Source organism: Microbacterium sp. J1-1 (assembly GCF_024498615.1).
GTDB classification, from domain to species: Bacteria; Actinomycetota; Actinomycetes; order Actinomycetales; family Microbacteriaceae; genus Microbacterium; species Microbacterium aurugineum.
The window spans coordinates 1,711,356-1,737,104 of record NZ_CP089590.1 but is presented as its reverse complement, the minus strand read 5'-3'; the positions used below and the strand labels follow the sequence as shown (position 1 = coordinate 1,737,104).

The 25,749-nt window shown below is 67.1% G+C and carries 31 protein-coding genes; 7 read left to right on the top strand and 24 right to left on the bottom strand.

Going from position 1 to position 25,749, the window contains the following annotated elements; genetic code table 11:
- Positions 1 to 5: 5 nt before the first annotated feature.
- The 9 genes from LRQ07_RS08230 to rpsB form a co-directional block, all read right to left on the bottom strand.
- Positions 6 to 722, bottom strand: a complete 717-nt coding sequence (locus tag LRQ07_RS08230) for an alpha/beta hydrolase (RefSeq protein ID WP_047523351.1) — start codon at positions 720 to 722, stop codon at positions 6 to 8.
- 2 nt (positions 723 to 724) lie between these two features.
- Complete coding sequence (locus tag LRQ07_RS08225; protein WP_153244010.1) at positions 725 to 1,012, bottom strand: hypothetical protein; 288 nt, start codon at positions 1,010 to 1,012, stop codon at positions 725 to 727.
- A 9-nt stretch (positions 1,013 to 1,021) separates the two neighbouring features.
- Positions 1,022 to 1,711, bottom strand: a complete 690-nt coding sequence (locus LRQ07_RS08220) for a transglycosylase SLT domain-containing protein (protein ID WP_231555052.1) — start codon at positions 1,709 to 1,711, stop codon at positions 1,022 to 1,024.
- 48 nt (positions 1,712 to 1,759) lie between these two features.
- The gene (locus LRQ07_RS08215; protein WP_256536361.1) at positions 1,760 to 2,338 is read right to left on the bottom strand and encodes a DivIVA domain-containing protein; all 579 of its coding nucleotides are present in this window, start codon (positions 2,336 to 2,338) and stop codon (positions 1,760 to 1,762) included.
- Positions 2,338 to 3,483 carry a phosphatidate cytidylyltransferase gene (locus tag LRQ07_RS08210; protein WP_256536360.1) on the bottom strand — a complete coding sequence of 382 codons (1,146 nt, stop codon included), beginning with the start codon at positions 3,481 to 3,483 and terminating at the stop codon, positions 2,338 to 2,340. Before LRQ07_RS08210 ends, LRQ07_RS08215 begins: the two co-directional genes overlap by 1 nt.
- Positions 3,484 to 3,488: 5 nt before the next feature.
- The gene (gene frr / locus LRQ07_RS08205) at positions 3,489 to 4,043 is read right to left on the bottom strand and encodes a ribosome recycling factor (protein ID WP_047523362.1); all 555 of its coding nucleotides are present in this window, start codon (positions 4,041 to 4,043) and stop codon (positions 3,489 to 3,491) included.
- 68 nt (positions 4,044 to 4,111) lie between these two features.
- Entirely contained in the window at positions 4,112 to 4,828 is a 717-nt protein-coding gene (gene pyrH / locus LRQ07_RS08200; protein WP_047523364.1) for a UMP kinase, read from the bottom strand.
- 92 nt (positions 4,829 to 4,920) lie between these two features.
- Positions 4,921 to 5,748: a translation elongation factor Ts gene (gene tsf / locus LRQ07_RS08195; protein ID WP_047523367.1), complete on the bottom strand. Its 828-nt coding sequence runs from the start codon at positions 5,746 to 5,748 to the stop codon at positions 4,921 to 4,923.
- Positions 5,749 to 5,791: 43 nt separating this feature from the next.
- Entirely contained in the window at positions 5,792 to 6,742 is a 951-nt protein-coding gene (gene rpsB, locus LRQ07_RS08190) for a 30S ribosomal protein S2 (RefSeq protein ID WP_047523368.1), read from the bottom strand.
- Positions 6,743 to 7,046: 304 nt separating this feature from the next.
- On the opposite strand from rpsB, the gene LRQ07_RS08185 reads away from it, so the two are divergent.
- Positions 7,047 to 7,568, top strand: a complete 522-nt coding sequence (locus LRQ07_RS08185) for a murein hydrolase activator EnvC family protein (protein ID WP_256536359.1) — start codon at positions 7,047 to 7,049, stop codon at positions 7,566 to 7,568.
- 32 nt (positions 7,569 to 7,600) lie between these two features.
- Here LRQ07_RS08185 and LRQ07_RS08180 read toward each other — a convergent pair whose 3' ends face one another.
- The 9 genes from LRQ07_RS08180 to LRQ07_RS08140 all read right to left on the bottom strand — a co-directional run bounded on the left by LRQ07_RS08180 (position 7,601) and on the right by LRQ07_RS08140 (position 14,627).
- Positions 7,601 to 8,503 (bottom strand): tyrosine recombinase XerC, encoded by a 903-nt coding sequence (locus tag LRQ07_RS08180; RefSeq protein ID WP_248540371.1) that lies wholly within the window; start codon positions 8,501 to 8,503, stop codon positions 7,601 to 7,603.
- Between the two features lie 65 nt (positions 8,504 to 8,568).
- Positions 8,569 to 9,762 (bottom strand): DNA-processing protein DprA, encoded by a 1,194-nt coding sequence (gene dprA / locus LRQ07_RS08175; RefSeq protein ID WP_256536358.1) that lies wholly within the window; start codon positions 9,760 to 9,762, stop codon positions 8,569 to 8,571.
- Positions 9,759 to 11,288, bottom strand: a complete 1,530-nt coding sequence (locus tag LRQ07_RS08170; protein ID WP_256536357.1) for a YifB family Mg chelatase-like AAA ATPase — start codon at positions 11,286 to 11,288, stop codon at positions 9,759 to 9,761. The genes dprA and LRQ07_RS08170 overlap by 4 nt, the downstream gene beginning before the upstream one ends.
- On the bottom strand, positions 11,285 to 11,647 hold the full coding sequence (locus LRQ07_RS08165) for a YraN family protein (protein WP_134353656.1): 363 nt from the start codon (positions 11,645 to 11,647) through the stop codon (positions 11,285 to 11,287). Before LRQ07_RS08165 ends, LRQ07_RS08170 begins: the two co-directional genes overlap by 4 nt.
- A gap of 100 nt (positions 11,648 to 11,747) precedes the next feature.
- Positions 11,748 to 12,074 carry a DUF2469 family protein gene (locus tag LRQ07_RS08160; protein ID WP_047523373.1) on the bottom strand — a complete coding sequence of 109 codons (327 nt, stop codon included), beginning with the start codon at positions 12,072 to 12,074 and terminating at the stop codon, positions 11,748 to 11,750.
- A 49-nt stretch (positions 12,075 to 12,123) separates the two neighbouring features.
- On the bottom strand, positions 12,124 to 12,783 hold the full coding sequence (locus tag LRQ07_RS08155; RefSeq protein WP_131490948.1) for a ribonuclease HII: 660 nt from the start codon (positions 12,781 to 12,783) through the stop codon (positions 12,124 to 12,126).
- Positions 12,780 to 13,505: a signal peptidase I gene (gene lepB, locus LRQ07_RS08150; protein ID WP_047523375.1), complete on the bottom strand. Its 726-nt coding sequence runs from the start codon at positions 13,503 to 13,505 to the stop codon at positions 12,780 to 12,782. Before lepB ends, LRQ07_RS08155 begins: the two co-directional genes overlap by 4 nt.
- 117 nt (positions 13,506 to 13,622) lie before the next feature.
- Entirely contained in the window at positions 13,623 to 13,970 is a 348-nt protein-coding gene (gene rplS / locus LRQ07_RS08145) for a 50S ribosomal protein L19 (protein WP_045265383.1), read from the bottom strand.
- A 168-nt stretch (positions 13,971 to 14,138) separates the two neighbouring features.
- The gene (locus tag LRQ07_RS08140; protein ID WP_256536356.1) at positions 14,139 to 14,627 is read right to left on the bottom strand and encodes an MFS transporter permease; all 489 of its coding nucleotides are present in this window, start codon (positions 14,625 to 14,627) and stop codon (positions 14,139 to 14,141) included.
- A 109-nt stretch (positions 14,628 to 14,736) separates the two neighbouring features.
- Between LRQ07_RS08140 and map the strand changes: the two genes are divergently transcribed.
- On the top strand, positions 14,737 to 15,519 hold the full coding sequence (gene map, locus LRQ07_RS08135; RefSeq protein ID WP_256536355.1) for a type I methionyl aminopeptidase: 783 nt from the start codon (positions 14,737 to 14,739) through the stop codon (positions 15,517 to 15,519).
- Between the two features lie 28 nt (positions 15,520 to 15,547).
- Complete coding sequence (locus LRQ07_RS08130) at positions 15,548 to 16,141, top strand: histidine phosphatase family protein (RefSeq protein ID WP_131490946.1); 594 nt, start codon at positions 15,548 to 15,550, stop codon at positions 16,139 to 16,141.
- A gap of 12 nt (positions 16,142 to 16,153) precedes the next feature.
- On the opposite strand, the gene trmD is transcribed toward LRQ07_RS08130, so the two are convergent.
- From trmD to rpsP, 4 genes are read right to left on the bottom strand one after another with little or no spacing between them, the layout of a single operon-like run.
- Complete coding sequence (gene trmD / locus LRQ07_RS08125) at positions 16,154 to 16,873, bottom strand: tRNA (guanosine(37)-N1)-methyltransferase TrmD (protein WP_232761925.1); 720 nt, start codon at positions 16,871 to 16,873, stop codon at positions 16,154 to 16,156.
- A 19-nt stretch (positions 16,874 to 16,892) separates the two neighbouring features.
- Positions 16,893 to 17,510, bottom strand: a complete 618-nt coding sequence (gene rimM / locus LRQ07_RS08120) for a ribosome maturation factor RimM (protein ID WP_256536354.1) — start codon at positions 17,508 to 17,510, stop codon at positions 16,893 to 16,895.
- A complete protein-coding gene (locus LRQ07_RS08115; RefSeq protein WP_017830729.1) occupies positions 17,494 to 17,724 on the bottom strand; it encodes an RNA-binding protein in 231 nt (76 codons plus the stop codon). The genes rimM and LRQ07_RS08115 overlap by 17 nt, the downstream gene beginning before the upstream one ends.
- A 6-nt stretch (positions 17,725 to 17,730) precedes the next feature.
- Positions 17,731 to 18,165, bottom strand: a complete 435-nt coding sequence (rpsP, locus tag LRQ07_RS08110; protein WP_047523381.1) for a 30S ribosomal protein S16 — start codon at positions 18,163 to 18,165, stop codon at positions 17,731 to 17,733.
- Between the two features lie 207 nt (positions 18,166 to 18,372).
- Here rpsP and LRQ07_RS08105 point away from each other — a divergent pair, with 207 nt between their 5' ends.
- Positions 18,373 to 19,524 carry a glutamate--cysteine ligase gene (locus tag LRQ07_RS08105; RefSeq protein ID WP_256536353.1) on the top strand — a complete coding sequence of 384 codons (1,152 nt, stop codon included), beginning with the start codon at positions 18,373 to 18,375 and terminating at the stop codon, positions 19,522 to 19,524.
- Between the two features lie 15 nt (positions 19,525 to 19,539).
- On the opposite strand, the gene LRQ07_RS08100 is transcribed toward LRQ07_RS08105, so the two are convergent.
- The gene (locus LRQ07_RS08100; RefSeq protein WP_047523383.1) at positions 19,540 to 20,511 is read right to left on the bottom strand and encodes a sugar-binding transcriptional regulator; all 972 of its coding nucleotides are present in this window, start codon (positions 20,509 to 20,511) and stop codon (positions 19,540 to 19,542) included.
- A gap of 103 nt (positions 20,512 to 20,614) precedes the next feature.
- On the opposite strand from LRQ07_RS08100, the gene LRQ07_RS08095 reads away from it, so the two are divergent.
- The 3 genes from LRQ07_RS08095 to glpK all read left to right on the top strand — a co-directional run bounded on the left by LRQ07_RS08095 (position 20,615) and on the right by glpK (position 24,727).
- Complete coding sequence (locus tag LRQ07_RS08095; protein ID WP_256536352.1) at positions 20,615 to 22,324, top strand: glycerol-3-phosphate dehydrogenase/oxidase; 1,710 nt, start codon at positions 20,615 to 20,617, stop codon at positions 22,322 to 22,324.
- A 101-nt stretch (positions 22,325 to 22,425) separates the two neighbouring features.
- On the top strand, positions 22,426 to 23,172 hold the full coding sequence (locus LRQ07_RS08090; RefSeq protein WP_256536351.1) for an MIP/aquaporin family protein: 747 nt from the start codon (positions 22,426 to 22,428) through the stop codon (positions 23,170 to 23,172).
- Between the two features lie 40 nt (positions 23,173 to 23,212).
- Positions 23,213 to 24,727: a glycerol kinase GlpK gene (gene glpK, locus LRQ07_RS08085; protein ID WP_131490940.1), complete on the top strand. Its 1,515-nt coding sequence runs from the start codon at positions 23,213 to 23,215 to the stop codon at positions 24,725 to 24,727.
- A 69-nt stretch (positions 24,728 to 24,796) separates the two neighbouring features.
- Here the strand turns inward: glpK and LRQ07_RS08080 are convergent, their stop codons facing one another.
- Positions 24,797 to 25,705: a LysR family transcriptional regulator gene (locus LRQ07_RS08080; protein ID WP_256536350.1), complete on the bottom strand. Its 909-nt coding sequence runs from the start codon at positions 25,703 to 25,705 to the stop codon at positions 24,797 to 24,799.
- Positions 25,706 to 25,749 lie beyond the last annotated feature (44 nt).

Below are 25,749 nucleotides of genomic sequence, written 5' to 3'. Positions count from 1 at the left end.
AGGGCTCAGTCGGCCTCGGGCCAGTGCGTCGCCAGCGGGAGCGCCGACGGGTTCACTGCCGCCACGATCTCGGTGAGCACGCGCCGGGTCTGCGTCTCCCCGACCCACAGATGCTTGCCGCCGTCCACGGCGATCAGATTCGCGTGCGGGATCGACGCGAACCGTTCACGTGCCTCGTCCGGACGCAGGTAGTCGTCGAGTTCCGGCACCAGGATCACCACGGGCACGTCGACCGCACCCCAGGCAGCGACTTCCGCGTCCGTCGCGCGGTGCAAGGGCGGGGAGAGCAGGATGATGCCGGCGATGTCATGGTCGCGACCGTACTTGAGGGCGAGCTCCGTACCGAACGACCATCCGACGAGCCAGGGATTCGGCAAGGCGCGGTCACGGACGAAATCCATCGCCGCCGCCACGTCGAACTGCTCGGCGGCACCGCCGTCGAACGCGCCATCGCTGGTCCCGCGCGGCGATGTCGTTCCGCGGGTGTTGAAGCGCAGGACCGCGAGGTCGGCGAGAGCAGGCAGGCGCGCCGCTGACTTACGGATGATGTGGGAGTCCATGAAGCCGCCCGCGGTGGGCAACGGGTGCAGCGTCACGAGCGTCGCCACCGGTGCGGTCTCCTGCGGCACGGCGAGCTCGCCGACGAGCGTGAGCCCGTCCGCGGTCGTCAGCTCGATGTCCTCGCGCTGCGCCGGAAGCTCCAACGGTCCTCGGATCTCCATGCTCACGCCATCCTCCAGCAGTGTGTGTGCCAATGTCTACGCGCGGCGAGGTCCGCCGCGTCGCCCAGCACTCCGTCGGCGCGCCAGGTCACGAGGTGCGCCGTGCCGATCACGATCTGTCCGCCACAGCCCGGGCACACGTACGCCTTCTGTGCCTGCACGGCAGACACCGGCTGCACGGTCCACTCCGTGCCGCGGCGCGTCTCTGTGCGCTTCCAGCCGGCGAGCAACCTGTCGAACGCGTCCTCGGGTTCCGGGCGCGCCGGAGGGCGTCTGCGTGAGCGTGGCATGGCGCCTGCTCACCACCAGTGGTTGTTGGTCCAGAAGTTGTAGGCGCCGGCCCAGCTGCCGTACCGTCCCGTGGCGTACCCCGTCGCCCACCGCAGGTTGTCGACCGGGTTGTAGCCGTTGCCCGGCACCTTGCTGCAGGGCAGTGCCTGAACCAGGCCGCACGCGCCCGACGACTGATTCGTGGCGTTGGGATTCCAACCGCTCTCACGCGAGACGATGTAGTCGACGTACTGCCAGTCGCTCTGGGCGATCCCGGCGGCAGCCATCCACTCGGCGGGTGCTCCGCCTCCCGAGTACGGGGGCAGCGACGATCCGCCGGACGACCCGCCGTTCGAGCTGGACGCGACCGTGGGAGCGGGCTTCGGCTTGGGCTTCGGCTTCACGTACACCTCGAAGGTGCCGCGCTCGATCGGCGTGATCGCCGCACCGCTCACGGTGACCGCGAGGTTCTGGGTATCGGCGAGAGCCAACGAGTAAGCCGAGTCGGGCGAGTCGGTCGGGGTGGGGTCCGCCAGTGCCACTCCGGTCGGTGCGACGAGTGCTCCGGCGAATCCGACCACAGCGAGGGCGCTGAAGACACTCACCACACCGCGTCGACGCGACCAACGGCGAGCACCCGGGCGCGCGGCTTTCACCCTGGCCGCGGGCACCGGCGAGGAGTCGCTTCGTTCGAGGTTCATGTCGTTTCGGGAGTTCACGATGAAGGACAGTCTACGCAAAGGCGCCTGAATCGACCATCAGGAACCTCAGCGGACGGCGAGAATGACGTCGATCGTCGCGTCGAGGAGAGCATCGACCTGCTCTTCGCGGTAGCCACCGCGCTGCATCCGGAAGGCTGCCGAGCGGAGTTGTTCCGCGGTGAGCGCATCGCCGTCACGCAGATAGCGGACGATCCTCGTCGACACGTGATCGACCTCGTCGATGCGATACCCGAAGGTCAGCACGCCGGTGCGAGCGAAACGATGACGACGGGGTCGGGCGAGGTGGTCGAGGATCACCTGCGCATCGGCTCTCGCCTGATCGACCCAGGCGCCGGCTCCCTGCGTGCGCACGACGCGCTCGCGCTCCCGAGCGGCGAACGCGTCTTCCACGCGACCGAGAGCTGCATCGACGTCAGCGATCACGTAGCCGCCCTTCACGAGCGGGAACGAGGCGATGCGGACGTCTTCCGCACTCAGCTCGTCACCCCCGGACTCGAAGGCACGACGAGCAGAGGCGAGGAAGGTGTCGACCGCCGCGCGATGGTAGCCGCGCTCACGCCCGGTCGTCAGCGCGAACGCCGGCGGTGTCGTCGTCGTCTGTTCTTCGAGCTGTTCGTCACTCATCACATGACCACCCAGGGAGAAAGGAGGAAATACAGGCAGAGCGCGGGGATGGTCGACGGCAGGATGCTGTCCAGCCGATCGAGCAGTCCGCCGTGACCGGGCAGCCAGGAACTCATGTCCTTGATACCGAGGTCACGCTTGAGCATGGACTCGCCGAGATCACCGAGCGTCGCGGAGAGGAGGATGGATGCGCCGAAGATCAGGCCCGCCCACCAGGGCAGCTCCAGCAGGAAGATCGCGAGCAGCACCCCTGCGATCAGGGACGCGGCGACGGCGCCACCGAACCCTTCCCACGTCTTCTTCGGACTGATCTTCGGGGCCATCGGATGACGCCCGAACGCCAGCCCCGCGGCATAAGCCCCCGTGTCGGCGGCCACGGCGATGGCGATGAAGCTGAGCACCCACCACTGACCGCCCTCCTGCTCCAGCAGGATGAGAGCGACGCCGGCGAGGAACGGCACGTAGACCTGCACGAATCCGCTGATCACGGCATCGGTCAGCACGTCACCGTAGGTACGACCGTCTTTCACCACCATCTGCGCGATCAGGCGCCAGACGACCACGAAGGCGACCGCGACGAACAGCATCACCCAGCACAGCCAGGGTTCGGCGAAGTACGCGGAGAGAACCAGGAAAGCCGCGGCGATCAGCTGGGGCACGACGTCGATCCGTCTGCCGGACGCCCGCAGCGCGCGGGAGAGCTCGTACACGCCCAACAGCGCGGCGGCGAGAGCGAACGGCACGAAGAGCGCCTTGATGAACAGCAAGGATGCGAGCAGAGCAGCGCCGAACGCAAGTCCGATCAGGATCGCGAGGATGAGGTCGCGGCCTGTGCGCTGCTTGATCCGCTCGTTGGCCTGATCCAGCTGATCCCGTGCGTGTGAGACGTGGCTGCCGAGCTCATCCCGTGCGGCTCGCCACTGTTCACGGATCGCGTTGTGGTCAGCTGTGTCCAGCGGCGCGAGGGGGACCTGCGACGTGTTCTCCGGGGTCACCGGGAGCGGCGGACGCGGCGGAATCGCGTCCGCGTCGAAGGACGGAAACGCCGCGTCCACGAGCGGGATGCCGTCGGCCGGCGCACCACCACGCGCATCCCGGCGCGTCGGTGGCGTGCCGTCATCGGCATCTCGCGTTTCGTCAGACATCCCGACTACACCTCGAGGAGTTCGGCCTCTTTGCGCTTCAGCGCGTCGTCGATGAGTTCGACGTGCTGACGCGTCAGACCGTCGAGCTCCTTCTCACCGCGGGCGATCTCGTCCTCTCCGAGTTCGCTCTTGAGCGCGTCCAGCTCGTCCTTCGCCTTACGACGGATACCGCGGACATGCACCTTCGCGTCTTCAGCCTTGGTCTTGACCAGCTTGACGTACTCCTTGCGGCGCTCAGCCGTGAGCTCGGGCATCGTGACGCGGACGAGGTTGCCGTCGTTGGTGGGATTGACGCCGAGGTTTGGCATGTCCCGGATGGCCTGCTCGATGGCCTTGAGCGCCGACTTGTCGTACGGCGTGATGATGAGGGTGCGCGCCTCCTGGTTCGCCAGCGATGCGAGCTGCGCGATGGGGGTCGGCGTGCCGTAGTAGTCCACGAGGACCTTCTGGAACATCTGCGGGTTCGCACGACCGGTGCGCACCGTGGAGAAGTCCTCCTTGGCAGCTTCGACCGCCCGGTTCATACGAGTGGTGGTTTCAGCGAGGACGTCCGCGATCACGGTGACTCCTATCGTCGGGGTGTTCTGGAAATTCTATCGGGCGGAGGCGGCTCCGCCGTGTCACACGCTCACGCGGTGACCAGGGTGCCGATGGCCTCTCCCAGCAGGGCGCGCGTCACGTTGCCCGCAGGCTCCATCCCGAACACACGCATGTCCATGCTGTTGTCCATGCACAGGCTGAATGCGGTCGAGTCGACGACCTTGAGCCCGCGCTGGAGTGCGTCACGGTAGGTGACCTGCTCGATGCGCTCGGCGTCGGCGTGCTTGTGGGGATCGGCGGTGTAGATCGCGTCCACCCCGTTCTTGGCGACGAGCACCTCATCGGCTCCGATCTCGAGCGCGCGCTGGGCCGCCACGGTATCGGTGGAGAAGTACGGGAGACCAGCGCCAGCACCGAAGATGACGACCCGCCCCTTCTCGAGGTGGCGCTCCGCGCGGCGAGGGATGTAGGGCTCGGCGACCTGGGTCATCGAGATCGCCGACTGCACGCGGGTCGCGGCTCCGGCCTGCTCGAGGAAGTCCTGCAGGGCGAGGGCGTTCATCACGGTGCCCAGCATTCCCATGTAGTCGGCACGTCCGCGGTCCATGCCGCGCTGGCTGAGCTCGGCGCCGCGGAAGAAGTTGCCGCCACCGACGACGATCGCGACCTCCACCCGGTCGACGGCCGCGGCGATGTCCCGGGCGATCTGGGACACCACATCGGGGCTGACACCCAGCTGTCCCGCTCCGAAGGCCTCGCCGGAGAGTTTGAGAAGGACGCGACGGCGTCCGGTGCGTTCAGTCATGGGTGGGTGTCCTCTCGTCCCGATTCAAGATAGTGCCTCGTGGGCATGAAGAAGGGGTTCGGATCATGACGATCCGAACCCCTTCGACGTCGCTACGCGCCGACCTTGAAGCGCGCGAAGTCCGTCACGGTGATACCGGCGTCCTTCGCCACCTGGGCGACAGAGAGCTTGTTGTCCTTCGCGTAGTCCTGCTCGAGCAGGGCGACCTGCTTGATGAAGGCGGACACGCGACCCTCGACGATCTTCGGCAGAGCCGCTTCCGGCTTGCCCTCGTTGCGGGAGATCTCGGTCACGATCTCACGCTCTTTGTCGACGGCGTCCGCCGGCACGTCCTCGCGGGACAGGTACGACGGGTTGGCGAACGAGATGTGCTGCGCGATGCTGCGCGCGGTCTCGGCGTTGTCGCCCGAGTACGCGACAACGACACCGATCTGCGGCGGCAGGTCCTTGCTGGTGCGGTGCAGGTAGACCTCGACCTTGTCGCCCGAGATCGTGCGCACGCGACGCAGTTCGACCTTCTCGCCGATGATCGCGGCTTCCTCGGAGATCAGCTGCTCGACGCTCTTGTCGCCCGCGGGGGCGGCGAGAGCTGCCTCGATCGAGTCGGCCTTGACCGCAGCGGCCGCATCGGCGACCTTGTCGGCCAGCGTGATGAAACGCTCGTTCTTGGCGACGAAGTCGGTCTCGCAGGCGAGCTCGAGCAGGGTGACGGCGCCGTCCTGCTCACGAGCGACGATCAGTCCCTCGCTGGTGGAACGGTCAGCACGCTTCGCGTTGCCCTTCGCACCCTTCAGGCGCAGGATCTCGGTGGCCTTCGCGACGTCTCCGTCGGCCTCCTCGAGCGCCTTCTTGGTGTCGACCATGCCCGTGCCGAGCTGCTCGCGCAGAGCCTTGAGGTCAGCGATGGTGAAGTTGGCCATGTGTGGTGGCTCCTTGCTTCGTTAGGTAGGTGTGTACGAGGGATTACTTGGCGTCTGCGGCCTCGGCGGCGGCGACCTCAGCGGTCTCCTCACCGGAAGCAGCGGCGATCGCCTCGTCGTGAGCCTCGGCACCGGCCTCGTCGGCTGCGGTCTCGTCGGCAGCCGGGGTCTCGACGACAGCGGCCTCGTCGGCAGCGGTCACGACCTCAGCGGCGTCAGCGGACTCCTGAACCTCCTGGGCCGGAGCTTCGAGGAGCTCCTTCTCCCAGTCGGCGAGCGGCTCAGCGTCACCCGTCTCCGGGTTGTGCTTCTGCTGCAAGCCCTCGGCCGCGGCGTCGGCGATGATGCGGGTCAGCAGCGAGACGGAACGGATCGCGTCGTCGTTGCCGGGGATCGGGTACTGGAAGTCGTCCGGGTCCGCGTTGGTGTCGAGGATGCCGATCACCGGGATGCCGAGCTTCTTGGCCTCGTCGATCGCGAGGTGCTCGCGCTTGGCGTCGATGACCCACAGAGCCGAAGGCGTCTTGGTGAGGTTGCGGATACCACCGAGCGACTTGTGCAGCTTGTCGAGCTCGCGCTTCTTGAGCAGGAGCTCCTTCTTGGTGAAGCCGCTGTTCGCCGGCGTCTCGTAGTCGAGCTCCTCGAGCTCCTTCATGCGTGCGAGACGCTTCGAGATCGTGGAGAAGTTCGTGAGGAGTCCACCGAGCCAGCGCTGGTTGACGAAGGGCTGGCCCACGCGGGTCGCCTGCTCGGCGAGGATCTCCTGCGCCTGCTTCTTCGTGCCGACGAAGAGGATGGTGCCACCGTGGGCGACCGTCTCCTTGACGAAGTCGTAGGCCTTGTCGATGTAGCCGAGCGACTGCTGAAGATCGATGATGTGGATGCCGCTGCGCTCCGTGAGGATGAAGCGCTTGACCTTCGGGTTCCACCGACGGGTCTGGTGTCCGAAGTGCACGCCGCTGTCGAGCAGCTGGCGGATGGTGACCACAGCCATGGTCGTCTCCTGGTTCTGGCACATTTCTGTACCGTTGAGGTTGTCAAGCCGATCGGATGACCGGACTTCCTGGTGCCCGGCACGCACCCTCCCCCTCGGAAGAAGGACCTGTGGGTGTCGATGCCGCGATGAGATCGCTCTGGGCACGCGTAGTCACCCCGATATCGAGGTGCTCCTCCAGCATACAGGATGCCGCGGCCTCACTGCCTCTGCACCGAGGCGGTCCCCGCTGAGTTGATCACCGTCGCCATCCATACCGCAGGAACGCCGATCACGGACCGGAATCACGCGACAGGATCCCCGCATGAGCCTTCACTCTCGCACCTGGTCCGGCTCCGTGATCGGACTCCTCCTTGTCGTCCTGCTCGCAACGCTGGGCTCGTTCGGCACTGCGGAAGCCTCGGACCTCCCTCGATGGCGATGGCCCCTCCTGGGCACGCGGGCCGTGGTCGAGCCCTTTCGCGCTCCTGCGCACGAATACGGCGCAGGGCATCGAGGCGTCGACCTGGTCTCGTCCGTCGGGGCGATCGCGGTCGCTCCGGCAGACGGGGTCATCGCGTTCCGCGGAACCGTCGTCGATCGCCCGCTGTTGACGATCACGCATGCCGACGGTCTCGTGACGACGTTCGAACCCCTGCGCTCGACGCTCGATCCCGGTGATGCGGTGTCGGCCGGCCAGGAGATCGGCACGGTCGATGTCGGCGGGCACACGCCGGCTGGGGCCCTCCACATCGGTGTGAGACGGGATGGCGCCTACATCAACCCGCTCCTACTCTTCGGGGATATCCCGCGGTCGATCCTGCTCCCCTGCTGCGCGCCGCTCTGACGCACGGAGACGATCACCTCCGTGAGCGACGATCACGCACGCGGGTGCGCGAGCCGATAGGTTGCCGTCAGACGCTCCGCAGAGACGTGCGTGTAGATCTGCGTGGTGCCGAGGCTCGCGTGACCGAGGATCTCTTGCACGGCGCGCAGATCCGCACCGCCATCGAGGAGGTGCGTCGCGGCCGTGTGACGGAGCGCGTGGGGTCCTATGGTCTCGGCACCGACGATCGGCGCCAGCACGCGTGCGACGAGCTCGTACACCGTTCGCGGTCCGACCCGAGCGCCCCGACTCCCCAGCATCACCGCGGGACTGAAGGTGCGTGCTCTGGCGACCAGGACGGGTCGCCCGCGTCGGAGGTAGGCGTCCAACGCGTCCCGCGCGGGAGCGCCGAAGGGGACGACTCGTTCCTTCGCCCCTTTGCCGAGCACCCGCGCCGTCGCTCGGTCGAGATCGAGGTCGTCGATGTCGAGCCCGCACAGCTCGGAGACCCGCATACCCGACCCGTACAGGAGCTCGAGGATCGCGTGATCTCGCAAGTCGACCGGGTCCCCTGCGGCGGCATTGTCACGATACTCATCGAGCAACGCGGTCATCGCCTCCCGCGACGCAACGGTCGGGAGAGTGCGCCCCCTCTTCGGGGTGACCAGACGAAGGCTCGGATCCTGAGAGACGAGCTCCTGTTCGTGCGCCCACCGGAAGAACGACCGTGCTGCCGCAGAACGCCGCGCGAGGGTCGAGCGCGCATCGCCGCGCTGCGTCGCGTACCAGAGCCAGTCCCGGAGCGCGTCGAGGTCGACGTCTTCGAGCTGGACACTGCCCGTGGACGCTGCGAGGTCCCGAAGGTCGGAGCGGTAGGCCTTCACGGTCGCCGGCGACAGCCGACGCACCCGTTCCAGGTGATCGACGAACGCCTCGGCGGCGGCCGTGAGTTCCATACCTCCCACTCTGCCCCGGTCGGGCGAGCGTGATCCGGAGCCTCGCCGCGGTGTCGGCCTGAGAGTCACCCGCCTCGCGGGCGTGGTGCCCGACGCCAGCCCGTTCCGTCGGCATCGACATCGCCCTCCAAGTGCAACAGCCCGAGAAGAGACCTCACCCGCTCGGCAGACAGGCCAGAGCGTCGGGCGATCTCATCGACGGAGAGCACCGACCGCGTGGTCAGCGCATCGAGTACGCGCCTCCTGTTCGGAGCCTCGAGTGCACCGACTGTCGGCACGCCGTCGAGTTGCCCCCACAGCTCCCGCACCTCCGCTGCCGAAGTGACGCACTGCGCGTCGTACTCGCGCAACAGACGATGGCATCCCGCGGACGACGCCGAGGTCACCGGCCCCGGTACGGCACCGAGCGGACGACCGAGTGTCGCGGCGTGACCCGCGGTGTTCAGAGAGCCGCTGCGCCACCCGGCCTCGACGACGACCGTCGCCTGTCCGAGTGCGGCGATGAGGCGGTTCCGTGCGAGGAAGCGCCACTTCGTCGGGGCGGTGCCGCATGGCGGCTCGCTCACCACCGCCCCGTGCTCAGAGATCTGCTGCAGCAATCGCTGATGACCGACCGGATACGCGCGGTCCACTCCCCCGGCGAGGAACGCGATGGTCGCCCCACCGACGCCGAGCGCCGCCCGATGCACCGCCCCATCGATGCCGTAGGCCCCGCCGGACACCACCACAGCCCCTGTCGAGGCGAGATCACCAGCCAGCTCAGCGGCCACCTGCTCCCCGTAACCGCTCGAGGCGCGGGCGCCGACCATCGACACACGGGGGGACGCTGTGAGCAGTTCCATGCGCCCGCGCACCCAGAGCGCGCTCGGCGCGTGGGGTCCGAGATCGTCGAGGGCATCCGGCCACTGCGGATCGCCGGGGATCACCAACCGCGCGCCGATCTCGAGTGCTCCGAGAAAGGCCGATCGCACGGCCTCCTGCTGCAGCCGAGGACGCCATCGCGCTTGGGCTTCCCGAAGCGCCCGGAAGCCTACCTCGCCGGTGTCATCGGTGAACGGCGACCTGCTTCTACCTCCCGCTGCCACGGAGAGGGCCTCCACCGCTCCGAGCGCGCCGATCAGTGCGCCTGCGACTGCATCTCCGGGTTCGGCGATCACCGTCCAGGCCGCTCGCGCCACGCAATCCGCCACCGCTTCGCCCCCGTGGATGCGGCGGGCGGCAGCCATCAGTTCGGTGTCCCCCAGCAGTAGCCGCATCATCTCGGCAATCCTCTCCGCAGGTGCAACGCACGCCCGATCTCCTCGACACCGGGTTGTTCGATCTCGGCCAGGTCCGCCATCGTCCACGCCACTCTCAGCACTCGGTCGTATCCCCTCAGGGTGAGCAGACCGCGCTCCAGCGCCCGGTCGAGCGGAGATCGCGTGGCCGCCGGAAGGCGCTGAGTGCCCTGACGCAGCCAGGTCCCCGGTACATCCGCATTGCGTCTCCACGGACTGCTCCGCCACCGATGCGCGGCACGCTCCCTGGCGGCTTGTACCCGGACCCGCGCCTGCGCCGTCGTCGTCTCCCCGCCGGCCTCACCCATCGCCCGGGATGCCGCGACACGACTGACCTGGAGATCGATGTCGACGCGGTCACGAAGCGGACCGGACAATCGCGTGGAGTACCGGCGGATCGACATCGGCGGACAGATGCACTCGGACCCTCTCACGCCATAGTTGCCGCACGGGCACGGGTTCATCGCGAGCAGCAGCTGGAACTTCGCCGGGAACCGCGCAGTGAAGCCCGCGCGGTGGACCTCGATCGCGCCTGACTCCAACGGCTGGCGCAGGGCGTCGAGCGCCACCCGCGAGAATTCCGCTGCCTCGTCGAGGAAGAGCACCCCGCCGTGCGCCCTCGCGATCGCCCCAGGTCGTGCCGTCCGCGAGCCGCCGCCGACCAGAGCAGCGACCGAGGCGCTGTGGTGCGGAGCCTCCAGCGGCGGCACGCGATCGAGTGCGCCGACGGCTTCGCCGCTGAGCGATCGGATGGACGCAACCTCGAGTGCTTCCTGTTCGTCGAGCAGCGGCATGATCCCGGGCAACCTCCGAGCGAGCATCGTCTTGCCTGCTCCCGGAGGACCACTCAGCAGCATGTGGTGTCCGCCGGCCGCCGCCACCAGGAGCGCCTCCACCGCCTCACCCTGACCGACGACGTCGCACAGATCGAGTCTCGGGTGATCGGCCACCGGCACCGACGCCGATTCGACGACGTCGACGTCCGGCACCTCGACGTCGGCGCCGTGCCAAACCGCGACCTCTGCGAGTGAGCCCGCAGCGCGCACCTCGACCCCCGGCACGAGCCTCGCCTCGGACTCGTTGCCGCGCGGGACGATCACGGTCTCGAACCCGGCGCGTGCGGCGGCGAAGACCGCGGGAAGGACGCCCGGGACGGGGCGGATCCGCCCGTCGAGTCCGAGTTCGCCGATGTGAACCGTTGCCGCGATCGACCGAAACCCGATCGCCCCTCCTGCCGCCAGCGCGGCCATGGCGATGCCGAGGTCGAAACCTGCGCCGTGCTTGGGAAGACTCGCCGGGGAGAGGTTCACGGTGAGCCGACGTCGAGGGAGATCGAGACCCGCGTTCTTGCAAGCGTTGTGGACCCGCTGCACGGCCTCGCCGAGAGACTTGTCCGGCAACCCGATGATGCGGAATTCGGGCGTCTGATTCGACAGGTCGGCCTCGACTTCGACGAGATGCCCGTCGACACCGGTGAGCGCCACCGCCCAGGTACGCGCAGTGCTCATCCGATGTCCACGAGATGCTCGAGCGTCCCGCGTGCCGGGTCGGCTCCCACGATCCCGATGACTTCGAGTCGCACGGCCCTCCCCCGTGCCGCCTCGGGATTCTCGCGGGCCCAGGCGTGCGCGAGTTGCCACAGTCGACGGCGCTTCCGTGCATCGATCGCTTCGAACGGGTGCCCGAACGCGACCGTTCGCCGCGTCTTCACCTCCACGATCGCCACGTGCTCTCCGAGCGTGGCGACGATGTCGATCTCTCCCTGCGCGCACCGCCAGTTCCTCGCGAGAACGGTGTAGCCGTTCCCCGTCAGGTGCTGCGCGGCGCGCTCTTCTCCGGCTCTGCCGAGTTCATCCTTCGCTGCCATGGACTCAGCATCACGCGGCACTCACGTCGCACGGCTCGATTCGACGTCGTCGGCGCGGGCCCTGGGGAGAATTCACCCGTGGGGTGGAGTGTGGAGAGAGTTACTCACCGTCGAGCGACAGCTCCTGCGGGAGCTCGAACTCGCGACGCTGCAGTTCCTCGACGTTCACGTCCTTGAAGGTGAGGACGCGCACGGCCTTCACGAACCGGTCGGCACGATAGATGTCCCACACCCACACGTCCGTCATCGAAATCTCGAAGTAGAAGTCGTGCTCGCTGTCGCGACGCACGACGTTGACCTCGTTCGCCAGATAGAAGCGGCGCTCGGTTTCGACGACGTACTGGAACTGCGAGACCACGTCCCGGTACTCCCGGAACAGGGCCAGCTCGAGTTCGCGGTCGTAATCGTCGAAGGCTTCCTCATCCATGATGAGTCCATCCTAGAGTCGCAGGCCGCTGGGCGCGGCATCGCACCGCTCAGAACAGCGTGGGTACGTCCGCGATCGCCCACGAGGCCCGATGGAACGGGGACAGTCCGTGGCTGCGGATGGCATCGCGGTGCTCCGGGCTCGCGTACCCCTTGTTCCGATTCCACTGGTACGCGGAATGAGTCTCGTGAAGCTCGGCCATGTACCCGTCGCGGGCGACCTTCGCGATCACGGACGCGGCGGACACCGATGCACAGTCGCGGTCCGCCTTGATCACCGGCCGGACACGCAGCGGCACGGGATGGATCCTCGAGACGTAGTCATGGTTGCCGTCAAGCAGGATGAGCGCGTCTTCGACAGTCGCGCCCTGATCGGCGATCGACTGCACCGCGCGCGAGGCGGCGAGGCCGAGGGCGGACATGATGCCGATGTCATCGACTTCCTGCGCGGTCGCCCATCCGACCGCTGATGCCTGCACCCACGCGGCCGCTCGCTCCGCCACCTCCGGACGCCTTCTCTCGGTCACGAGCTTCGAATCGCGAAGCCCCTCGGGGACACGCCGACGAGCACCTGTGGCATCCATCATGGCGGCGCCGACGGCGACCGGACCCGCGAGTGCCCCCCGACCGACCTCGTCGAGCGAGATGATCAGCTCGCACTCCCTCAGGAGCCGGCGCTCGAGAGTCAGTTTCGGGGTGATGACAGTCATTCGGGATCCGGAACCCCGGTGAAGATGTCGTGATGCCCGTCAATGGGTCCGATCCGGTTCAACGGCCACGTGGTCAGGAATGCCTTGCCCACGATGTTCTCCATGGGCACGAAGCCTCCGCTGGGAAGGTCCTGATGCGCACGGGCGTCGCGGGAACGATCACGATTGTCGCCGAGCAGCCAGACCGAATCCTCCGGCACCACGACGTCGAATGGCTCATTGGAGGCGGCGGTGTCGCCGTCGGGCAGGTTGAGATAGCTCAATTCGTCGATCGGAGCACCGTTGATCGTGATCTGACCCAGTGCGTTGCAGCAGACGACGTGATCTCCCGGAAGGCCGATCAACCGCTTCACGAGATGGTCCTGCGAGTCGGTCGCGGAGATGCCGACGAAGTTCAGCACCCAGTCGACCGCCTGGACGAGAGGAGGCTGAGCAGGCGTCTGCGGCTGGGGATCGAGCCACCCGCCCGGGTCCTTGAACACGACGACGTCACCGCGTTCGTACGCCGCCCACCGCGGGGTGAGCTCATCGACGAGGATCCGGTCCTTCACGAGGAGCGTGCGCTCCATCGACGCCGAGGGGATGTAGAAAGACCGCACGACGAACGTCTTGACCACGAACGACACCAGTGCGGCGATGACGATGATCACCAGGACGTCGCGGAGGAAGACCAGGAACCCGCGGCGACGTCTGGCCGTGCGCGCGGACGAGGATTCAGTCATCAGGTTCCTTCACGATCATGCACCGTCGTGCGGCGACGCTATCTAGGTTCGCACACCGGGGAGAGAACGAAGCACCCCGGGACATCGTGTCCCGGGGTGCTGTGGAGATGCTGCGACTCAGCGGTCGCGCTTCTCCTTGATCTTCGCCTTCTTGCCACGCAGCTGGCGGAGGTAGTAGAGCTTCGCGCGACGCACATCACCGCGGGTGACGACCTCGATGTGGTCGATCACCGGGGAGTGCACCGGGAAGGTACGCTCGACGCCGACCTGGAAGCTGATCTTGCGGACCGTGAAGGTCTCGCGCACGCTGTCGCCCTGGCGGCCGATGACGACGCCCTGGAAGACCTGGATACGGGAGCGGTTGCCCTCGGTGATGTTGACGTGCACCTTGACGGTGTCACCGGGGAAGAAGTCCGGAATGTCCGAACGGAGGGAAGCCGCGTCGACGGCGTCGAGGATCTGCATGATCGTCTCTCTCTGCACCCGCCACAGGTCGCATGCATGTATTCAAAGGAACAAGAAAAGGGATGAACTGTACGGAGCTGATGCGTCCGCGGGCTCCCCTGTGGCAGAGCCGGTCACAGCACAAACACTCATTCTGCCATGGAAGGCGTGCTCGGCCAAAACCGGACCTCAGTCGCGGCCGTCGGTCTCCCGCACCACGATGACCTCGTGCGCTCTGGTCGGAGGGACCTGCTCGTCGGCGGTCGGGATCGTCGACCAGGTGATGGTCTCGCGCAGCCGCGAGCCGCTCCCCCTGGCCTCCTGCCACAACTGCCACACCTGGAGCCAGACGAGCGCGATGCCGACGACGATCGCGCCGGTGAGCACCCACGGGAACACCCCGTCGATGAAGAAACCGACCGCGATCGTCAGACCGTGCCAGAGCGTGAAACCGCCCACATCCCACCAGGAGACCGCGCGCTCGATGCGAACGGAGGGACGCGAGCGCGTCAGGAGCGTCAGCAGGAGCTGTCCGAGGAAGACGGACGGCATCGCGATGAGCAACACCCAGAGGATCGCCCAGCCGCCCTGGAAGACTCCCCACCCGATCAGAAGCCACAGCGGCAGCAGGAACGCCGCCGGAAGAAGCCAGCGGAAGAACGCCCGTCGCAACCACATGCTCAGATCGTACGACGGGACACGTGCCCGTGACCCGATGTTCGCTGAGAGCGGTCGGAGATCCGGGGGCCTCGGATCAGGGAGAATGGAGATGACGAGAGGACAACCGATGATCGAACTGCGCACCCCTGCCGAGATCGACGAGATGCGCGCCGCAGGACGCTTCGTCGCCGAGACGCTGGCGACGCTGCGCGATGAGACCAAGGTCGGGACCAACCTCCTCTCGATCGACCGTCGCGCGCACGACATGATCCGCAAGGCAGGCGCGGAGTCCTGCTACATCGACTACCACCCGTCCTTCGGCGCGAGCCCGTTCGGCAAGGTCATCTGCACCTCGGTCAACGACGCCGTGCTGCACGGACTCCCCCATGACTATGCCCTGCGCGACGGCGACCTCGTGACCCTCGACTTCGCGGTGGCCGTCGACGGCTGGGTCGCCGACTCCGCCGTCTCCTTCGTCGTGGGCGCCGCGCGCGACGAGGATCTGCGCCTCATCGACACGACGGAGCGCGCACTGGCAGCAGCCATCGAGACCGCCACCGTCGGCAATCGCATCGGCGACATCTCGGCGGCCGTGGCGGCCGTCGCACACGGCGAGGGGCACTCGATCAACACCGACTTCGGTGGACACGGCGTGGGTCGCACCATGCACGGGGATCCGCATGTGCCGAACGACGGTCGCGCAGGCCGCGGCTTCCCCCTGCGCGCAGGACTCGTCCTCGCCTTGGAACCCTGGTTCCTCGCGACGACCGACGAGTTGGTGACCGACCCGGACGGATGGACCCTGCGCAGCGCGGACGGGTCCCGAGGTGCGCACTCCGAGCACACCATCGCGGTGACCGAGGACGGACCGATCGTGCTGACGGACAGGTCTTTCCTCGGCGTCGACTGACCGGGAGCCCGTGTGCCATCCTGAGTCCATGATTCCGCAGGATCGTCACGTCCCCGAGCGTCTCTTCCTCGCTCGGCACGGGCGGACCACCTGGAATCTCGAACACCGGCTGCAGGGACAACGGGATTCGCCGTTGACGGATGAAGGGGTGGCGCAGGCGCACGCCGTCGCCGAGCGCCTCCGGGACGCCGGAGTCCTGACAGTGTGCACGAGCCCGTTGGGACGAGCCACGCAGACCGCGGCCATCATCGCGGAGCGGATCGGCGCCGAGATGATCGAGGTCCCCGAACTCGCGGAGATCGACCACGGCGAACTCGCGGGGATGACCTGGGACGAGATCGACGAGCTCTATCCCACGCTCCGGGAGGAGCGAGCTGCGAACCGCTACGGATGGGCGTTCCCCGGTGGGGAGAGTTACGCTCAGGCGCGCGTGCGCGCCCGGAAGGCGCTCAGCTCATGCGGGTGGGCTGCCACCGGCGCGCCGCTGCTGGTGAGCCACGAGATGATCGGACGGATGCTGCGCGCGGAGTTGCGAGGACTCGACCCGACGAACGCGCTGGCACTGCGACATCCTCACGGCGTCGTCTTCGAGATCACCCGATCCTCGGAAGGCATCCTCTGACCGGGATCGACGTCAAAATGCCGAGGTCTCGTCGCGTGGCAGGAGGTCGGGTCGACGCCGGCGCGTGCGCTCCCACTGCTGCTCGCGACGCCAGGTCGCGATGGCGGCATGATTACCGCTCAGCAGGACATCGGGCACCGATCGTTCACGCCATGACGCGGGCTTCGTGTACGACGGGTACTCCAGCAGGCCGTCCTCGTGCGACTCCTCGACGAGACTCTCCGGATTGCCGACCACTCCGGGGATGAGTCGTCCCACTGCCTCGATCATCGCCATCACGGCGACCTCTCCCCCGTTCAGCACGTAATCGCCGAGGCTGATCAGACGCACCTCGCCGAGGTCCGCGGCGTACTCGAAGACGCGCTCGTCGATGCCTTCATAGCGCCCGCACCCGAACACGAGATGCTGGCGCGTCGCGAGCTGTCTGGCCGTCTTCTGTGTGAACACCTCGCCGGCAGGAGATGGGAAGATGATGGTGGGGCGCTCATCGACGTGCGATGCCGACGCAGCGGTCAGCTCATCGAGTGCGAGCCCCCACGGTTCGGGCTTCATCACCATGCCGGCGCCGCCGCCGTACGGCGTGTCATCGACGGTACGGTGCCGATCCGAAGTCCAGTCCCGCAGATCCCGAACACGGAGGTCGATGAGGCCGGACGCCTGAGCCTTGCCGAGCAGGGAGAGCGTCAGTCCGTCGAAATACGACGGGAAGATGGAAACGACATCGATGCGCACGGGTGAACCGTATCAGCGGTCACTCGGCCGCTTCGGCGCCCGAGTCCGCCTGCGGATCGGTGTCGGCGACGTCGGGAAGCTCCTCGAAGAGCCCCGCAGGAGGAGTCACGACGACACGCCCTGCGGCGACGTCGACGGTCGGCACGATCGCCGAGACGAAAGGCACCATGACCTCGCTCTCACCGGCCTTGACGATGAGGAGATCCTGGGCGGGAAAGTGCTCGACACGGACGACCCGACCGATGATGGCGTCATCACGGACGACATCGAGCCCCACGAGCTGATGGTCGAACCACGCGTCGTCCTCGACCTCGTCGACGTTCTGGTCGATCCAGAGAATCGCCTTGACGAGGCTCTCGGCCGCGTCGCGGTCGTCGACGTCTTCGAAGAAGACGACCGGGTTGCCGTTCATCACTCGATACTCACGTACGGTGATGTCCTTGCCGTGCCACGGAGATGCCTCGGGCACCTGCAACGTGAAACCGGCACCGGGGACGAATCGCCCCTCGGGGTTGTCGGTGTAGAGCTCGAGCTTGAGCCCACCCTTCAGGCCGTGCGCCTTGACGAGACGTCCGACGCGCAGCTGGTTCTTGCCCTGATTGCGGTCCTTCGACACCACGTCAGTCGTCCGCGACATCGACGCGGACCCGACGCCCGTCAGCAAGAGCGCTGACCAGCGTGCGAAGGGCCTTCGCGGTGCGGCCGCCGCGCCCGATCACGCGTCCACGGTCGTCGGGGTGCACGCGCACCTCGAGGAGATCGCCTCGCGGCGATGTGGATTCGTTGATACGGACATCCTCCGGGTGATCGACGATCCCCTTGACGATGTGTTCGAGCGCGGCGGCGAGCACGACGGATTACTCCGCGTCTGCGGCGGGAGCCTCAGCGGCCTCCGCGTCGGCGGCGGCGGGAGCCTCCTCAGCGGGAGCCTCCGCCTTCTTCTCGGCCTTGGGCTTGACGACGGACTTCTTGGATGCGTCGACCTCGAAGGGAGCCTTCGGCTCGGCGACCTTGAGCGTGGACTTCGCGTCCTTGTCGCCCTTGAACTTGCCCCAGTCGCCCGTGATCTTGAGGATGGCGGCGACCTGCTCGGTCGGCTGCGCGCCGACGGAGAGCCAGTACTGCGCACGCTCGGAGTCGACCTCGATGAACGAGGGCTCCTCGGTGGGGTGGTACTTGCCGATCTCCTCGATCACGCGACCATCGCGCTTGGTCTTCGAGTCGGCGACGACGATGCGGTAGTACGGCGCACGGATCTTGCCCAGGCGCTTGAGACGAATCTTGACAGCCACGATTCTCCTGAATTGTGTGGAAGGAAACGAACTGATCGCCTGGAGAGTGGGGTGCACACCCGGCGGAAGCTCAAATGAGTGGTACCTGCTGGATAGAGGGTCGAGCAGGTGGTCCAGCCCTCTATTCTGCCAGATGCACGCGCCTGACGCGAAACGCGACGAAACTGCTGTTGCCGTGTCGCGTCGCGCCCGTGCCAGACTGTGCGGGTGAAACTCGAGTTCGCCTCTTCGGCCCGCTCCACCGTCGGCCTCGAATGGGAGATCATGCTGGCGGACCCGGCCAGCGGTGACCTCGTCGGGCGCGCCCCGGAACTGCTCGCCGCGCTGGAGAGGGAGAGCGCGGATGAACGCCACACGGTCACGGGTGAGCTCCTCACCAACACGATCGAGGTGACGAGTGGAATCGGCGACTCCGTGGCGCACGCCGTCGACGACATCGCCAACGCGATCACCTCCGTGCGTTCGGCCACGGACCCCGCCGGGATCGAGCTGCTGTCAGCCGGAAGCCACCCGTTCGCCCAGTGGTTCGATCAGCAGGTCTCGGACAAGTCGCGGTATCACACCCTGATCGAGCGCACCCAGTGGTGGGGACGCAACATGATGATCTGGGGCATCCACGTGCACATCGGAGTCGAAGACCACCGCAAGGTCTTCCCCCTCATCAACGCACTCGCCGGCTACCTCCCGCACCTGCAGGCTCTGGCGGCGTCGAGCCCGTTCTGGGCCGGCGAACGCACGGGCTACGCGTCGAACCGTGCGCTGGTCTTCCAGCAGCTGCCCACAGCAGGACTCCCGTGGCCGTTGCACGACTGGTCGCAGTACGAGTCGTACCTCGAGGACATGGTCCGGACCGGCGTGATGGAAGATGCCACCGAGGTGCGCTGGGACATCCGCCCCGCCCCACGGTGGGGCACGATCGAGGTACGCGCCTGCGACGGCCTGTCCACCCTCCCGGAGCTGGCATCCGTCGCCGCACTCGTGCAGGTGCTCGTCGAGCACTTCTCGCGGCAACTCGACGAGGGCAGGACTCTCCCTGAACTTCCCGCCTGGTTCCACCGCGAGAACAAGTGGCGGGCGGCACGATACGGACTCGACGCCCGCGTCATCGTCGACGCCGCAGGCACCCAGCGCCCCGTACGGGAGCACCTGACCGAGACGCTCGAGTCGCTCGCCCCCGTCGCGGTGGAGTTGGGGTGCGGACGCGAATTCGGCGGCGTGGGGACGATCCTGGAGGGCGGCGCCAGCTACGCGCGGCAGCTCGCCGTCGCCGATGCCGCGGGCGGCGATCTCACCGCCGTGGTGCAGCACCTGATCCGCGAGTTCCGCTCCGGTCCGGAGTCGTCGACCGACGAGGACTGACACTCCCGGCGCCTTTCAGTCCTCCACGAGACGGCGTGCGAGACCTTCGTCGAGGACCACGTCGGTGATGAGTCCGGCCGCCAGAGCAGCCCTGAGACTCACCAACTTCGGGATACCGGAGACAACGCAGACCCGGCGAGGGACGCGGCGCAGACGATCGAGTCCGGGGCCGGTCGCCCTCGCGTTGACGCGGATGTCCCGCCAGGAACCATCTGATCGGAAGAAGACCGTGGCGACATCGCCGATCGCGTGGTCCTCGCGCAGGCTGCGGTAATCGTCACGCCCGAGGTAGCCGCCGACGTAGACACGGCTCGGCACCTCCGCCGCGGGAGAACCCAGGCTGAAGACGGCGACGTCCATCTTGGCCTGAAGGTCGAGCACACGCCGCGTGCTCCGCTCCCTCCACATCGCCTCCCGGGTCGCCGGGTCATCGAAGAAAGCGGGGACGGGGAACTGCTGCACCTGCGCGCCGAAGGCACTGCCGAACCGCTGCAGGATGTCGCTGGAGTATTCGACGCCGGTCGTCTGGGTGTTCCCGGCCCCGTTGAGCTGCACGAACGTGGTGTTGTGCGTCTCCTTCTGTGTGAGTCCACGGCTCACCGCACTGATCGTCGAGCCCCACGCGACTCCGATGACCATGTTCGAATCGACGAACTGCGACAGCAGACGACCCGCCGTGAGCGCCACACGCTCGAGACGTTCGACTTCGCTGAGGATCTCCGGCATCGGCACCACGTGCGCAGCCACACGGTGCCGGTCACGGATGCGCTGCTCGAGCATCCCGAGACGTTCCAACGGCGAATTGATGCGGATGTCGACCAGGCCGCTTTCCCTGGCGAAGCTCAACAGGCGGGACACGGAGGATCGGGAGGTGCCGAGTTCCTGCGCGATGACTTCCATCGTCTTGTCCTGCATGTAGTAGAGCTGCGCGGCGGTGAGCGCCGCGATCAGTTTGCTGTCGCGCGTTTCCGCGGCCTGACCGACCATCGTGACCTCCTCACCCCCGATCCTTGCACATATGTGCAGTGGGCTTGCGCGAGATGCCACACAGGTCGATGCTGGTTGGCAAGTAAGGAAGAGAGGGTCGACGATGATCGATTCCACACACTCGTCTGCGGAGCGCGCAGAGGTCAGCACCGTCCGTGAGTCCGGACGTACGAGCGTCCTCGTCATCGGTGGCGGGATCAACGGAATCTCCACGTTCCGTGATCTGGCACTGCAGGGAGTGGACGTCGTCCTCGTCGAGCGCGGCGACTTCGCCTCCGGCGCGTCCTCCGCATCGAGCCAGATGATCCACGGTGGGATCCGGTACCTCGAGAACGGTGAGTTCCGCCTCGTGCGCGAGTCGGTGGAAGAGCGCAACGGCCTGCTCAAGATCGCTCCGCACTACGTCAAGCCGCTGCAGACGACGATCCCGATCTACTCCACCTTCTCCGGCATCCTCTCCGCTCCCCTGCGGTTCCTCACGCACAAGAGCGGCAAGCCGCAGGAGCGCGGCGCCTTCCTCATCAAGGTTGGTCTCACGATCTATGACACGTTCTCACGCGACGGCGGAATGGTCCCGCGGCACCGCTTCCTCGGTCGGAAGAAGTCGTTGGCCGAACTGCCTTCGCTCGACCCGCGGATCAAGTACACCGCGACGTACTACGACGCCTCCATGCACGACCCGGAGCGTCTCGCTCTCGACGTGCTCCAGGACGGACGCGCAGCTCACCCGGGCGCGCATGCGCTCAACTACGTCGAAGCGATCGCCCGCGACGGCGACAAGGTGATCCTCCGCGACCGCGAGAGCGGAACCGAGTTCTCCGTGCAGGCCGATGTCGTGGTGAACGCCTCGGGCCCCTGGACGGACTTGACGAACGATGCGCTCGGCGAGGACACGAAGTATATGGGCGGCACCAAGGGGTCGCACATCGTGCTCGACCACCCCGAGCTGCTCGAGGCCACGCAGGGCCGTGAGATCTTCTTCGAGCACTCCGACGGCCGCATCGTCCTGATCTACCCGCTCAAGGGGCGGGTCCTGGTCGGCACGACCGACATCGACGCCGACCCGCGCGAGGTGCCCGTGTGCACCGAGGAGGAGGTCGACTACTTCTTCGACCTGATCCACCACGTGTTCCCGACGATCCCGGTGGCGCGCGACCAGATCGTCTACAAGTTCTCGGGTATCCGCCCACTGCCGCGTCATGAGGACACGGCACCGGGCTTCGTCTCCCGCGACTACCGCATCGAAGTCGACCAGAAGGGCGCGGTACCGCTCGTGAGCCTCGTCGGCGGCAAGTGGACGACGTTCCGCGCGCTCGGCGAGTCGCTGTCCGATGTCGTGCTCGGCCTGCTCGGCCGTACCAGGACCGTCTCGACGGCCGGGCGCGCAATCGGCGGCGGCCGCGAGTTCCCGCGTACGGAGAAGGCGAAGCGTATCTGGGTGCAGGAGAACCTCGCCGGCGCCGGCGCACGTGCCGACCGCCTGATCGCACGCTACGGCACACGCGCCGCCCAGGTCTGGGAGTATGTCGAGCAGGGTACCGACGAGCCCCTCGCGAAGGGCGACCTCTCGACCCGCGAACTCGAATGGATGGTGCACAACGAGATGGTGAGTCGCCTCGAAGACGTCGTGCTGCGGCGCACCAGCATCGCCTTCACCGGAAACGCGGACGCCGAGGTCCTCGATGAGATCGCCGACGCGCTCGCTCCGCTGCTCGGCTGGGACCGCGCGCGTCACGACGCCGAGCTCGACCAGACACGTCAGCTGCTCAACGAGCGGCACGGACTCGATATCCAGTCCCGCGCCCGCGGCTGACTGGACTTCGGACAGCCGCCCTCCTCGCGGCGCAACCCCCATAACGTGTCGGGGCAGAGGGGCCTCGACACATAAGAAAGGTCAAAGAAGACACGGCTGATGTGAATCTCGGTCTCTACTTCCTCTCGGAGTTGGTCGGCACAGCGATGCTCGTCCTCCTCGGATGTGGTGTCGTGGCCAACGTGGCCCTTGCGAAGAACAAGGGCTTCGGCGGCGGCTTCCTGATGGTCAACTGGGGATGGGGCCTCGCGGTCTTCGCCGGTGTGCTCGTCTCGGCGTACTCCGGTGCGATCCTCAACCCCGCCGTCGGCATCGGACTCTTCGTCGCCGGCAAGATCTCGTTCGTGATGTTCCTGACCGCGACGGCCGCTGAACTCGTCGGCGCGATCCTCGGTGCCATCGTCGTCTGGCTCGCCTACAAGCAGCACTTCGACGAGGAGCCGGAGGCGGCCAACAAGCTCGGCGTCTTCTCGACCGGTCCTGCGATCCGCTCCTACGGGTGGAACCTCATCACGGAGATCATCGGAACGTTCGTGCTCGTGTTCGTCATCTTCGCGTTCGCGGACTACGGCGACATCGAGGTCGGTACCCCCGGAGGCCTCGGACCGCTCACCGCACTCCCGGTCGCCCTGCTCGTGGTCGCGATCGGCGCGTCCCTCGGTGGTCCGACCGGCTACGCCATCAACCCCGCCCGTGACCTCGGCCCGCGCATCGCTCACGCGATCCTGCCGATCAAGGGCAAGGGTGCCAGCGACTGGTCCTACTCGTGGGTCCCCGTCGTCGGTCCGCTCATCGGTGGTGTGATCGCCGCACTCGCAGCGCCCGTGCTGCTCGGCCTCGCCGGCTGATCGACACCCCATCCGCACTGGAATTCAAAGGAGAGCACAAGTGGCTGACTACATCATCGCCATCGACCAGGGAACCACGTCGAGCCGCGCGATCATCTTCGACAAGAAGGGCAGCATCGTCGCGACCGGACAGAAGGAACACGAACAGATCCTTCCGAAGGCAGGCTGGGTCGAACACGACGCGGCGGAGATCTGGCGCAACGTGCAAGAGGTCATCGGCTTGGCCCTGGGCCGCGCCGACCTGACCCGCCACGACATCGCGGCCGTCGGTATCACCAACCAGCGCGAGACCGCCGTCGTGTGGGACAAGAACACCGGCAAGCCGATCTACAACGCGATCGTCTGGCAAGACACCCGCACGCAGGAGATCGTCGACCGCCTGGCGGCCGACGGCGGTGTCGAGCGGTTCAAGCCGGTCGTCGGTCTGCCCCTCGCGACGTACTTCTCGGGGACCAAGATCGCGTGGATTCTGGAGAACGTCGAGGGGGCCCGCGAAAAGGCGGAAGCAGGTGACCTGCTCTTCGGCACCACCGACTGCTGGGTTCTCTGGAACCTCACGGGTGGCGCCGACGGAGGCGTGCACGCGACCGACGTCACCAACGCGTCCCGCACGATGTTCATGGACCTCGAAACCCTCGAGTGGCGCGATGACATCCTCGAAGCGTTCGGCGTGCCGCGCTCGATGATGCCGGAGATCCGTTCCTCGTCCGAGGTGTACGGCACCGCGGAGAGCTCCTCGCTCCTGCGGGAGACGCCGATCGCCGGCATCCTCGGCGACCAGCAGGCCGCGACGTTCGGGCAGGCCGCCTTCCAGACCGGCGAGAGCAAGAACACCTACGGCACGGGCTGCTTCCTGATCTTCAACACGGGCGAAGAAGTCGTCCACTCGAAGAACGGGCTGCTCACCACCGTCGGCTACAAGCTCGGCGACGGACCGACCCACTACGCACTCGAAGGATCGATCGCCGTCACCGGGTCGCTCATCCAGTGGCTGCGCGACCAGCTCGGCATCATCTCCTCGGCCCCCGAGGTCGAGAAGCTGGCCGAGCAGGTCGAGGACAACGGCGGCGTCTACATCGTCCCCGCGTTCTCGGGACTGTTCGCCCCCTACTGGCGTCCGGACGCCCGGGGCGCGATCGTCGGCCTCACCCGGTATGCGAACAAGAACCACATCGCGCGCGCCGCACTGGAGGCCGTGGCCTTCCAGACCCGCGACGTGCTGGATGCGGTCAACGCCGATGCCGGTGTGGATCTGACGGAGCTCAAGGTCGACGGCGGCATGGTCGCCAACGACGCGCTCATGCAGTTCCAGGCGGACGTCCTCGGTGTCCCCGTCGTGCGCCCGGTCGTCGCCGAGACCACGGCTCTCGGTGCCGCCTACGCCGCCGGTCTCGCCGTCGGCTTCTGGAACGGTCTGGATGACCTCTCCGCGAACTGGCAGGAGGACAAGCGCTGGGAGCCCTCGATGGATGAAGCCGAGCGCGACCGCCAGCTCCGGTTGTGGCGCAAGGCCGTCACGAAGTCCATGGACTGGGTCGACGAAGACGTCAAGTAACGGCGTCGAGTGAAGCGAAGCGGGTCCGGAGTTCACCTCCGGACCCGCTTCTCGCATCTTCCTGCATCCTCATGAGGAGGACGAGGCTTCGGATCCGTGCTCCCCCGGAACCGCAGCCAGCACCGCGAGGAAGGCCCGGGCCACCGTCCGGGGCGCAGCCTGGTCCCAGGCGACGTACTCGACCCGCCGGGGACCGTCGAGGATGTCGATGGTCACGACATCGGCTCCCGATCGCGACACCGTCTCCGGCGCGAGAAGCGTGACCGCCAGTCCCGCCTCGACGAGCCCGAGGATGAGAGTGGCCGAGTCGGCTTCGAACGCGACATCCCTCGTCACTCCCGCGGACGTGAACGCGGCGTCGCTCTGCGCCCGGCCGGAGGTCGCAGCCGGGAAGTCCGCGAAGGTCTGATCGGCCAAGTCCTCGATCTGAATCGCTTCGGCGCCCGCAAGAGCGTGCCCGCGAGGGACCGCCGCCACGAGTCGGTCACGCGACAGGACACGTGATGCCACGCCGACCGGGTCCACGCCGTCGCGCAGGCCCAGAAGCGCCACATCGAGATCGCCGCGACGAAGCCGGGCGACGAGCGTGTCGCTGTTCCCCACCTGCAGTTCGACTCGTGCTTGCGGATGTTGTCTGCGGAACGCCACGAGGACGGCGGGGAGATCGATTGCGGTCACGGTCGGGATGACACCGATGCGGAGAGTCCCCACCACCGCGCCGTCGACGGCGGCGGCATCCTCCCGTGCCTGCTCCGCTGCCCGGACCGCGGCACGCGCGTGCCCGACGAACGCTTCGCCGGCCTCGCTCAATCGAACGCTCCGACTCGACCTGATGAACAGTCGCAGGCCGAGTTCCCGCTCCAGTGCAGCGATCTGGTGGCTGAGAGCCGATTGAGTCACGAAGCAACGCTCGGCGGCCCTGGTGAAGCTGGAGGTGGCAGCCACCTCCACCACGTACCGGAGCTGTTGGAGTTCCATGAATCCATGATCAACCCTCATGCAAGCTGTGACAAACATGCGTT